Origin of the sequence: Methylophaga sp. UBA1464 (genome assembly GCF_002325665.1) — a bacterium.
Taxonomy (GTDB): domain Bacteria; phylum Pseudomonadota; class Gammaproteobacteria; order Nitrosococcales; family Methylophagaceae; genus Methylophaga.
Window position 1 is genome coordinate 6,304 of sequence record NZ_DCSO01000083.1, and the last position, 11,785, is coordinate 18,088.

The following is an 11,785-nucleotide window of genomic DNA, read 5'->3' on the forward strand; positions in this document are numbered from 1 at the left end:
GCATTCCCACTTCTTCACGCCGAATACTTCTTCCGGCACCTGAATCCGCATGTTTTGTTTAACGGCCACCTGACAAGACAACCGATCACCTTCAGCGGCTTCACGTTTAGTGATATGTGATTCTTCAGTGGGCAGAATAGAGCCGCCGCCTTCAAAGATCTTTACCTTGCATTGCGCGCAGGTCCCACCACCGCCACATGCTGAAGATACAAACAGGTTAGCATCGGCTAAAGCCCCTAAAAGTTTGCCGCCAGCCTTGGTTTTAATCGTTTTTTCATCATTGACAATAATGTCGATATCACCGGTCGCTACCAATTTGGAGCGGGCGCTGATAATAACGAATACCAACGCCATGATGATCAGCGTGAATAAGACGATGCCTAAAATGATTTCCATTAGAGTTGAATCCCCGAAAATGCCATGAATCCTAACGCCATCAAGCCCGCAGTGATAAAGGTGATGCCAAGGCCTTGTAAGCCGTCAGGAACGTCGGAATATTTAAGTTTCTCTCTGATGCCTGCGATTGCAGTGATAGCCAGCGCCCAGCCAAAACCACTTCCCACACCATATACGGCACTTTCTGCAAGATTGTAATCACGTTCTACCATGAACAATGTGCCCCCTAAAATGGCGCAATTCACCGTGATTAAAGGCAGGAAAATACCTAACGCGTTATAGAGTGCCGGCACATATTTATCCATGGCCATTTCGATGATTTGCACCATAGCGGCAATAACACCAATATAGCTGATCAGGCCCAGGAAACTCAGATCAACATCTGGTAAACCTGCCCATGACAGGGCGCCTTCTTTAAGAAGGTATTGATAAATCAGATTATTGGTTGGAACGGTTATTGCCTGAACCAGAATAACCGCGATACCCAAGCCCAGAGCGGTTTCGATTTTTTTCGATACTGCGAGGAAGGTACACATCCCCAAAAAGAAAGCCAGAGCCAGATTCTCGACGAAAATTGAGCGGATAAACAGACTGAGATAATGCTCCATTTACAAAACCTCCGTGCGGTGTACCTGGTGAATCTGATAGTCCGGCGCCTCAACTTGTTGTGGTTTCCAGCTACGAATTGCCCAGATCATCAGGCCGATAATAAAAAATGCGCTGGGTGGCAGCAGCATCAAACCATTGGGCATATACCAGCCACCTTCGTTAGCGACAGGAATAATAGTTTGCCCAAACAGTTTGCCAGCGCCCAGTAATTCACGGAAGAAGGCGACAACCAGCAACACTAAACTGTAACCCAGACCATTACCTAAACCATCAAGAAAGCTCATTCCCGGCGAGTTTTTCATGGCATAGGCTTCTGCTCTGCCTAAAACAATACAGTTGGTGATGATCAAACCGACAAACACAGATAATTGTTTGCTTGCCTCGTAAGCGTAAGCTTTGAGAATCTGATCAACGATAATGACCAGTGAAGCAATGACCGTCATCTGAACGATGATGCGAATACTTGACGGGATATGATGACGAATCATACTGATAATCGCGCCTGAAAATGCAGCAACCGTCGTCAAGGCGATACACATGATCAGCGCCGCAGTCATATTGGTTGTCACCGCTAATGCGGAGCAGATTCCCAATACTTGTAATGTAATAGGGTTGTTATCGATTAACGGGTCGATAACATTGGTTTTTGCTTGGCTTGCCATCAGTTATTCCCCACGTCTGAACGCATGTTTTGCAAAAAAGGACCAAATCCATTTTCACCTAACCAGAAGACCATCATATTGGATACACCTTGGCTGGTCAGAGTAGCACCGGATAATCCATCGACTTTATACTCAGCTTGTGGTGTATTGTTGTCGACATAACCCCGAACAACTCTGAATTCCACATTGCCATTTTCATCAAATATTTTTTTACCTTCCCATTTGGCTAACCAGCGCGGGTTTTCTATTTCGCCGCCCAGGCCTGGCGTTTCTGCATGCTCGTAAAAACGCAAACCACGAATGGTATTAAAGTCACTCTCCAGGGAGAGAAAACCGTACATAGTCGACCATAAGCCGTAACCATGAACCGGAATGACCAGTTGTTCGATTTCATCACCTTGACGCAGAATATAAACAGGTGCGTATTTGGCTCTGCTGCCGATTCCGGCAATATCCTCACGATTACCGAGGCGTACTCCTAAATCTGGCGACCCGGAGGCTTTGCGCTGATCATACGTCGTCGGATCAATATCGTTTTCCGCAAACTCCCCGGATGCCAGGTCAACTAATCGGACTTCAAATTGTTCAAAGGCAACTTCCATGTCCATGCCGGGTTCATACTGTCCGGTAACGGCCAGTATGTTCTGCCGAATATCATTCTTTTTATTTACAACCTGCTTGGATTTGAGTGCTACGGCTGCCGTCGACACCATGACCGAACAGACCAAACACAGCATGATTGCAATAAATATGGTTTTTGTCGGGTCATCATTGGGCCGCTGCATCAGCTGTCCAAAAAAACCTTTTTTCCGAGTAATTTCTGCCATGGTTAGCTTCGCTGTAGTCTTCGTTTAATGTTGGACTGAACGACAAAATAGTCGATAAGAGGGGCAAATATATTGGCAAACAATATGGCTAACATAATACCTTCGGGGAAGGCAGGATTGATGACCCGTATCAGCACAGTCATAAAACCAATCAGAATGCCGTAGATCCAGCGGCCTTTGTTGGTCATGGCTGCAGAAACCGGATCCGTGGCCATGAAAACCATACCAAAGGCAAAACCACCCAGTGATAAATGCCAGTACCAGGGCAAACCAAACATTGGATTGGTCTCACTGCCAATCATATTAAACAGCCAGGTCGTGGCAACCATGCCGATAAACACACCGAAAATAATTCTAAAAGAGGCAATCCGGGTATACAGCAGGAAAGCCGCTCCAAGTAAAATAGCCAGAGTAGATGTTTCACCCAGCGAACCAGGCATATGACCAATAAAGGTTTGTGTCCAGGTATAACCCGCTTCAGTCACAGCTTCCAAACCACCCAGGGCAGCCAGGGCAAGAGGAGTGGCGCCGGTATAACCATCAATTGCTGTCCAGATAGCATCTCCGGACATTTGTGCCGGATAGGCAAAGTACAAAAATGCACGGCCGGTTAATGCAGGATTCAGGAAGTTTTTGCCGGTACCACCAAACACTTCTTTACCAATCACCACACCAAAGATAATACCAAGAGCAACCTGCCACAGAGGCGTAGATGGCGGTAAGGTGAGACTGTAAAGCATGGAGGTAACCAGAAAGCCTTCATTGACTTCATGATTTCGCACAGCAGCAAAAATGACTTCAAAGGTACCTCCGGCAATCAATGTTGTCAGATATATCGGCAAAAAATATAGTAGCCCATGGAACATATTAGAGAACATGCTATTAGGATCGTAACCGATACCAAAACTGGTCAGAATCCAGCCACGCCAGCCTTCCAGTGTCGACATACCCAATTGGGCCATCGCGCTGTTTGCCTGATAGCCGGTATTCCATAACATCAGCATTAATACGGGCAGGGTCGCGAGCACGACATAACTCATTACCCGCTTAAGGTCGATACCATCTCGAACATGCGGGGAGCCACGAGTTACATCGCCCGGGCTATAGATGAATGTGTCGATCATCTCATAGACAGCAAAATACTTTTCGTATGGTCCGCCTTTTTGGAATGATGGCTCTATCCGGTCTAGGAATCGTCTTAAACGCGCCATGGTTATCCTTCTTTTTCTATTTGTGTAAGATTGGCTCTCAGCGCTGGGCCATAGTCATATTTGCCAGAGCAGACGTATGAACATAAGGCCAGATCTTCTTCATCCAACTCAAGACACCCCAGAGCCTGAGCAGAATCAGTATCTCTGACCAGTAAAGCTCTCAGCAGTTGCGTGGGTAAAATATCCAGTGGCATAACCGTTTCAAATACACCAACAGGCACCATGGCTCGCGGACTACCATTTTGTGAGGTAGTCAACGGTAAATCTTTTTTGCCGAAAATTTTGCTGAAGAACACATTCAATGCGGAATATTTATTGGCGCCGCCTGGACGAATCCAGCCTAATACTTCACGGTGGGTGCCTTCTTCAAGCACAGATATCTGAGAATGAAATCGACCCAGGAAAGCGGCCCAGTTATTGGCTGTATGACCATTGAAAACTGATCCGGAAATGACACGGGAACGAACATTCTGAACTTCGCCACGGACTAAATCTTCAGTATTGGCGCCCAGTCGTGTGCGAATTAACCGAGGTTTATTTACCATGGGGCCTGCCAGCGAGATAATTCGTTCTACCCAGAGGTGACCGGTGGTGAATAGTTTTCCTACAGCAATGACATCCTGATAACCGATATGCCATACGGTTTTTTTGACACTAACCGGCTCGATACAGTGGATATGAGTTCCAACAAGACCAGAGGGGTGAGGGCCCGAGAAAGTCGGGGTTTCAAGATTTTTGAGATCAGGAGTCGGTAATGCAGCCTGTGGTGACTGGCATAGATACAATTTACCGCTAGTCAAATGACTGAGTACTGTCAAACCATTACGAAAATCGTCAGCGTACTCATTAATTATGAGATTGGGGTCAGCGGCCAGTGGATTGCTATCAATGGCAGTAATAAATATTGCTTTAGGTTCGCTATCCAGTTCCGGACTTTTACTGTACGGCCGTGTCCGTAATGCTGTCCATAAACCCGACGCCACCAGATTTTCCTGGACTTGCTCACGGCTGAGCGACGTCAGTTCTTTCGGGGAGTAATGTTTAAAAGTGATTTCATCATCACCTTCTAGCTCAATTACCACAGATTGTAATGCGCGTTTAGCGCCACGGTTAATGGATTTAATCACGCCTGAGCCTGGAGCTGTATAAGTCACACCGGGAATTTTCTTGTCGGTGAACAAGGCTTCACCTAATTTAACCCGCTGCCCTTCTTCAACCAGCATAGTCGGTTTCATCCCGACGTATTCGTGACCCAACACAGCAACCGATGCGACCGGATTAGCCTGGCTAATTGTTTGTTCCGGGGCACCAGCAAGGGGCAATGTCAGCCCTTTCTTAATTGAGAAATGCATATCCCACCTAGTCAGAAGCAGTGCATGAGCACTGTTGGCTTTTGAAATTATCAACGCAGGAGTATAGCGGCTTTGCAGTACTTATGGGAAGCTTACCACGTTATTTGAATGGTTATTTTCCAGCAGTGGATTTAGCTGTTTTAAGCCATACAAAACCAATCAGAAATGCAGTGCAAGCCGTTAGTGCCGCCAGAATGAAAGTCATTTCCGGTCCGGGGGTAATCCATAAATAACCGCTTAATAAGCTTCCCACCGCACCTCCGGCACCAAAACTCATACTGCTGTAAAGCGCCTGTCCTCGTCCTTGATTGCGGCCGGTGAAATGTTGGTGTACCCATGCTATTGAAGCGGCATGATAGGCACCGTAACTGGCCGCATGTAAAGATTGTGCGGCAATCAATATAAAAATCTGATCGGCATATAGCGCAATCAACAGCCAACGAAGCGCTGCCAGCAGCAGGCTGGCCAGTAGCACTTTACGTATGCCAAAGCGTGGTAACCAGCGGTGCATCACCAGAAATACCATTAACTCTGCTACCACACCCAACGCCCATAACTGTCCGATCAGGGTGCGGCTGTATCCATGCTGTTCAAGATAAATACTGTAAAACGTATAGTAGGGTCCATGGCTGACCAGCATTAAAAAACAGATGGCTAAAAATGCCCGCACTGCAGGTTGTTTAAGTAATTGCTTTATAGGGATGTGATTGAGACTGAGATGACGACTTGCTGATTCAGGAACGGTCAGGCTGATTAACCAGATACCACTGATTGATACCAGCAAGGCATAGGGGACGATGCCGGCATCGTAACGATCTAACAGCCAACCGAGCAACACCACTACACAGATAAAGCCGATAGATCCCCACACACGGATCTTGCTGTAATGATGGCTATACTCGCCCAGATGCTGCAGGGTAGTGACTTCAAATTGGGGAAGTGACGCATTCCAGAAAAAACTGAATAGCATCAGTACAGCGGCTATCCAGTAATAACTTTGCGAGATAAAAATGGCAGAGAAAGCCAAAATACTGAGAAAACTTGCCAGTCGTACAATACGCATTCGCTGACCACGATGATCAGCAATCCAGCCCCAGACATTTGGTGCAATAATGCGGGTGGCCAGCAGAATGGCGGTTAATTCACCAATCTGCCTGGCACTGAAGCCTTCCCACTGCAGGTAGAGGCCCCAGTAGGGAACCAGAATACCCAGAGTAGCAAAATAAAAAAGATAAAATCCTGACAGTCGCCAGTAGGGTAGACCAGAAAAAGGCACCAGCGATCAGATCAGGCTTGCGCCGGAATAATTGGTGTATCAGTCGTGACATCCATGTTCTGTGCCCGTTGACGTAATACATGATCCATTAACACCAATGCCAGCATGGCTTCAGCGATTGGTGTAGCCCGAATGCCCACACAGGGATCATGACGGCCATGTGTAACCACTTCAATAGGCTCACCACGTGTGTTGATACTGCGACCCGGTATGCGCAAGCTGGATGTAGGTTTGAGTGCCATGCTGACCAGTAAATCCTGGCCGCTGGAAATTCCACCGAGCGTACCGCCAGCATGGTTGCTCAGAAAGCCTTCAGGGGTTATTTCATCACGATGTTCGGTGCCTTTTTGAGTAACCGACTCAAAACCTGCACCGATCTCAACACCTTTAACGGCATTAATACTCATCATCGCATGAGCAATATCAGCATCCAGTCGATCAAAAATAGGTTCACCCAGACCGGGGGGGACATGGCGGGCAATGACATTGATACGAGCACCAATTGAATTGCCTTCCTTGCGTAGGGCATCCATATAGTCTTCCAACTGACTTTCAATCTTCGGATCCGGATTGAAAAACAAACTGTTTTCGATATGCGACCAATCCAGTGTTTCAGCTTTAATCGGTCCGAGCTGACTCAGGTAACCCTGAATTTCGATACCATATCGTTGTTTGAGAAATTTTTTGGCAATACCGCCCGCGGCGACTCGCATTGCAGTTTCACGAGCTGAGGAGCGACCACCACCCCGGTAATCACGGAAACCATATTTATGCTGATAGGCATAATCGGCATGAGCCGGGCGAAATTGCTCTGCAATATTGCCGTAATCTTTTGAACGTTGATCCACATTTTCAATCAACAAACCAATGGGAGTCCCGGTGGTTTTGCCTTCAAAAATGCCTGAAAGAATTTTGACCTGATCGGGTTCGCGACGTTGTGTTTCATGACGGCTTTTACCGGGACGACGACGATCCAGATCTCCCTGCAGATCGGCTTCAGACAATTCAAGTCCCGGTGGGCAGCCATCCACAATACAACCTATCGCTGTACCGTGACTTTCACCAAAGGTGGTGACGGTAAATAGTTTTCCGAAACTGTTGCCTGACATAATCAAATATCCGAGTTAAACAATAAATAAAGTAGCAAATCCAAGGAAAGCCATAAATCCGACGACATCTGTCACAGTGGTCAGTAACACACTGCCGGACAATGCGGGATCAATACCAATACGTTTCAATCCCAATGGAATTATGACGCCTGCAAGTGCAGCACAAGTCATATTAACAATTATGGCCGCGCCAATCATGATTCCCAGTAAAAAATTACCAAACCACAGATAAGTAACAAAAGCGATTGCTATTGCCCAAATCACACCATTAGCCATGCCGACCAGAAATTCCTTACGTAACAACCATCGCTGGTTTTTATCATTCAGTTGCCCTAAAGCCATGGAGCGAATCACCAATGTCAATGTCTGGCTACCGGCAATGCCGCCCATGCTGGCAACAATCGGCATTAATACTGCCAATGCCACCAGTTTTTCAATGGTAGTATCAAACAGACCAATGACCCATGCGGCGAGAAAAGCGGTGAGCAGGTTGATGCCGAGCCATACCGAGCGGCGATGGATACTTTTTTTGACCGGCGCAAATGTGTCTTCATCCTCACTCAAACCGGCCATGCTCAATAAAGAGTGTTCGGCTTCATCGCGGATAACGTCTACCACGTCATCGATTGTGATACGGCCCAGCAGATGGTTGTCTTTATCTACTACGGGGGCAGAAATCAGATCGTGTTTTTCAAAACGGTGTGCCACATCGTGGTCAGACATATTGGCCGGAATTGGCTCAACCTGATGCGACATCGCTTCGCGTACAGTGAGCGAACGACTGCGACTGACAACCTGCGACAAACGTAAAGTACCGAGATATTTATCCTGATGATCAACAACGTACAAGCTATCCGTGTTTTCAGGTAATTCGCCGTACATACGCAAATAACGTAATACCACTTCCAGGGTAATGTCAGAACGCACCGTGACCACATCGGTGTTCATCAGACCACCGGCAGTATCCTCCTCATAAGCCAGAATGGCTTCAACCCGACGTCGGCGCTGCGAGTTCATGGCCCGCAACACTTCCTGCATCACATGGCCGGGCAGATCCTGCAAGATATCAACGACATCATCGGTATCCAGATCTTCAGTCGCACTTAATAGATCAGCCGTGTCCATGTTGGTCATCAGACCTGTACGAACATCTTCACCAATATAGGAAAGTACTTCACCGCGTAATTCGGGGTTAATGATCGGCCAGCAAACCAGACGTTCGGCTGGCGGCAAAGATTCCAGTAAATGTGCTGTTTCAGCGGGATGCAGGCTGGCTAATAAGCGGCGCATTCTGACGAATCGTCCACTTTTTAGCGCCTCGGAAAATGCATTCAGCGAGTGATTGAGACTGCGATGTTGGTCCAGCTCAGACATATCCGGTTCCAGGTGGCGTCGGTTCTTGTACGGGGAGGTTTTGCAAGCTATTTTAGCCTGCTTGCCTTGTGCTGGATAGCGTTAAATTGTCAGGCCTGTTTATCTCTTACAACAGATTTGGTTATTTGAGATAAACAGACTTTAGTGATGAATCGGCGCGTTGATTTGTTCAAGCAACATATCCGCCTCAAGTGCATCAGAAACTTCCATGATGCTAAGGGTATTACTCGGCAATAAACTCAAATCAGTTTCGTTAATGATTTGCTTTATTTCTAACAAAGCATTGGGATGCATACTGAAATGCTCCAGCCCCATTGCCAGCAATAGACGTGTATAACGAGGATCACCAGCCATTTCACCGCACATTGATACTGGTACATTAAATTTTCTGCCAGCTTCCAGTGTCATATGAATCAACCGTAAAACGGCAGGGTGCAATGGGTCATAAAGATAGTTGACTGTGTCATCAATACGATCGATTGCCAAAGTATATTGAATCAAATCATTGGTGCCGATTGACAGGAAATCGACATGGCGAGCAAACATTTCCGCACAAACTGCACTGGCAGGGATTTCGATCATGGCACCAATTTCAACCCGATGATCATATTCCAGTCCTTCTCTGTCCAGTTCCAGTTTGCATTGCTCAAGTAAGTTACGTGCCTGCAACAGTTCATGCATTGTGGAAATCATCGGGAACATGATTTTGATTTTGCCATAGGCTGATGCCCGTAAAATAGCTCTTAACTGGGTACGAAACATAGCCGGCTGAGTCAGACACAAACGAATGGCGCGTAAACCAAGCGCTGGATTTGTGACTACTGTTTGAGTGAGATGACGGCCACCATCAACGGTTTTATCAGCGCCTAAGTCGAAGGTTCGAATGGTGACCGGCTGATTATTCATGCCTTCCACCACATCACGATATGCCGCCAGCTGTTCTTCCTCTTCGGGTGGTGCCAGACGGTTCATGTAGAGAAATTCGGTTCGATAAAGTCCAATGCCCTGTGCCCCGGCATTACTGATAGTCGTAATGTCTTCGGGCAATTCCGCATTTGCGAGTAGCGTAATGGTTTTACCATCGCGGGTACGGGTCGGTTGTGACTTATAGCGACTGAGTGATGAAATATGTTCATCAAAAGCAATGCGCCGCTGTTGATATTCTCTAAGTGTGCCTTCATCGGCACCGGCAATCATGATGCCAGCTTCACCATCGACGATCAGTGGCTCATTGTCCTGCACATAGCGACGAACAGATTCCACACCGACAATGGCCGGAATACCCAGGCTGCGTGCCAGGATTGTGGTATGCGAAGTCGCACCACCATGCTCAGTGACGAAGGCAGCAATACCCTGATGTTGCATTAAAACGGTATCTGCAGGCGTCAAATCTTCAGCAATGATGATATGACCTTTCAGCCGTCCATCAGCAATTTCGTGATCAGCAACTTCCTGATCGGCCAGAATCCGATGGATACGATTGACCACATGATCAACATCATCACGACGGGTTCGCAGATAGGGATCATCCATTTCATTGAAGACGTTGATCAGTGCGTCACGTTGAAGTTGCAGTGCCCATTCAGCATTACAGCGACGCTGGCGGATCATCTCGACTGGGACTTTGGTCAGAGATGAGTCATTGAGCATCAAAATATGTGTATCAATGAATGAGGTTACGTCTGCAGGCGCGTTGGCGGGAATATGATTACGTATCGACTTGAGCTGCTGCTTGGCCTGTTCAATGGCGTCGAGCAGACGTTCAACTTCCTGTTCAATCGAAAAGGCAGGGATCAGGTATTCACGTACATCCGGCTGATTGTGAAACAGAATATGTGCGCGGCCGATCGCGATGCCTCGGGAAACACCAATGCCCTGGAGTTCAAGCGTCATTGGCCTTCCCCAAAGTAATTGGCAATCAGCTCACCGATAGCCTGTAAAGCAGGTTCAGCATCATCGCCTTCTGCTGTAACCTGGATTTCAGTGCCTTTGGCCGCTGCTAACATCATCACTCCCATAATACTTTTGCCATTTACCTGACGGTCATCCCTTGAAACATGGATATCCGCATTGAACTCAGAAGCTGTGGTGACAAATTTGGCGGCAGCCCGGGCATGTAAACCCAGTCGGTTGATAATGGTAAAAGTCTGTTCCTGTTTCATGGACGGTATCCTGAATGATGACACCGAACTATGCCTTCCTGGCCACCACTTACTGCTTTGTGTTCCAGTTCATCAAGGCTTAAGGTTGGATAATTCAAAACGCGGATTAGCATGGGAAGATTAAGCCCTGAAACAATTCGAATATCTTCACGATCAGAGACCGCACAAGCAATATTGCTGGGAGTAGAGCCAAACATATCTGTCAAAATCAAAATACCATTACCCTGATCCAGTCCAATCAATTCACCATCAAGCTGTTTCCGAATCGCGTCGGGATTATCTTTTACTTCGATAGAAATGACTTTGGTAGGCAAGGGACAGCAGGACAACATTTGTCTTGCCGTGTTTATCAACTCGGTGCCGATATGGTTGTGCGATACGATCAAAATACCTACGGTCATCTTGGTTCTCTTGGTCACCAGTAAAAGTCAGACTGGAAGGGCAGTTTACCGCCAATGAATGTAATGGATATGAGCCTTTTAGGCAAATATCTGTGTTTAAAATGCCATTTTAGCCAGTTGCCAGAGCTGCATTTTGGCATGGCTGTGTTGGTGGGAACTCTGCATTGCCAGCCAGCTGTCAATTCGGGTTTTTAATGATGCCGGATTCTGGACAGATAAGGTCAATACTGCTAATGGTTTACCAAGAATAAATTTACTGTGAATTGGTGTGGTGACGCTGACTGGAGGTTGATGCACTGATTTCAGCTCAATACAAAAATCTGCAATGCAGCTGCTCCGCCAGCTCTCTTCACCATATACTTTGCGAATATCGATCAAGCCTAATTCACGGCTATGCAATAGACCG

General features: G+C 47.0%; 13 protein-coding genes. All 13 read right to left on the bottom strand.

What is annotated here, in order from left to right; all coding sequences use genetic code 11:
- Positions 1–396 (bottom strand): 2Fe-2S iron-sulfur cluster-binding protein (locus B3O33_RS10470; RefSeq protein ID WP_292363555.1); only part of this gene is annotated, 396 nt, incomplete at its 3' end.
- Entirely contained in the window at positions 396–1,004 is a 609-nt protein-coding gene (gene nqrE, locus B3O33_RS10475; RefSeq protein ID WP_069296326.1) for an NADH:ubiquinone reductase (Na(+)-transporting) subunit E, read from the bottom strand. The genes B3O33_RS10470 and nqrE, both read right to left, overlap by 1 nt.
- The gene (locus tag B3O33_RS10480; protein WP_292361921.1) at positions 1,005–1,667 is read right to left on the bottom strand and encodes an NADH:ubiquinone reductase (Na(+)-transporting) subunit D; all 663 of its coding nucleotides are present in this window, start codon (positions 1,665–1,667) and stop codon (positions 1,005–1,007) included.
- A complete protein-coding gene (locus tag B3O33_RS10485; RefSeq protein ID WP_292361922.1) occupies positions 1,667–2,494 on the bottom strand; it encodes a Na(+)-translocating NADH-quinone reductase subunit C in 828 nt (275 codons plus the stop codon). Before B3O33_RS10485 ends, B3O33_RS10480 begins: the two co-directional genes overlap by 1 nt.
- A 2-nt stretch (positions 2,495–2,496) precedes the next feature.
- The gene (locus B3O33_RS10490; protein ID WP_292361923.1) at positions 2,497–3,705 is read right to left on the bottom strand and encodes an NADH:ubiquinone reductase (Na(+)-transporting) subunit B; all 1,209 of its coding nucleotides are present in this window, start codon (positions 3,703–3,705) and stop codon (positions 2,497–2,499) included.
- A 2-nt stretch (positions 3,706–3,707) separates the two neighbouring features.
- Entirely contained in the window at positions 3,708–5,057 is a 1,350-nt protein-coding gene (locus tag B3O33_RS10495) for a Na(+)-translocating NADH-quinone reductase subunit A (RefSeq protein ID WP_292361924.1), read from the bottom strand.
- Between the two features lie 112 nt (positions 5,058–5,169).
- Positions 5,170–6,333 (bottom strand): MFS transporter, encoded by a 1,164-nt coding sequence (locus B3O33_RS10500; protein ID WP_292361925.1) that lies wholly within the window; start codon positions 6,331–6,333, stop codon positions 5,170–5,172.
- Between the two features lie 11 nt (positions 6,334–6,344).
- Entirely contained in the window at positions 6,345–7,442 is a 1,098-nt protein-coding gene (aroC, locus tag B3O33_RS10505) for a chorismate synthase (RefSeq protein WP_292361926.1), read from the bottom strand.
- Positions 7,443–7,457: 15 nt separating this feature from the next.
- Complete coding sequence (gene mgtE / locus B3O33_RS10510; protein ID WP_292361927.1) at positions 7,458–8,816, bottom strand: magnesium transporter; 1,359 nt, start codon at positions 8,814–8,816, stop codon at positions 7,458–7,460.
- A 141-nt stretch (positions 8,817–8,957) separates the two neighbouring features.
- A complete protein-coding gene (ptsP, locus tag B3O33_RS10515) occupies positions 8,958–10,709 on the bottom strand; it encodes a phosphoenolpyruvate--protein phosphotransferase (protein ID WP_292361928.1) in 1,752 nt (583 codons plus the stop codon).
- On the bottom strand, positions 10,706–10,978 hold the full coding sequence (locus B3O33_RS10520; RefSeq protein ID WP_292361929.1) for an HPr family phosphocarrier protein: 273 nt from the start codon (positions 10,976–10,978) through the stop codon (positions 10,706–10,708). The genes ptsP and B3O33_RS10520 overlap by 4 nt, the downstream gene beginning before the upstream one ends.
- The gene (locus B3O33_RS10525; protein WP_292356677.1) at positions 10,975–11,379 is read right to left on the bottom strand and encodes a PTS sugar transporter subunit IIA; all 405 of its coding nucleotides are present in this window, start codon (positions 11,377–11,379) and stop codon (positions 10,975–10,977) included. Before B3O33_RS10525 ends, B3O33_RS10520 begins: the two co-directional genes overlap by 4 nt.
- A gap of 96 nt (positions 11,380–11,475) precedes the next feature.
- Positions 11,476–11,785: hypothetical protein (locus B3O33_RS10530; protein WP_292363556.1), on the bottom strand; the 310-nt coding region annotated here is incomplete at its 5' end.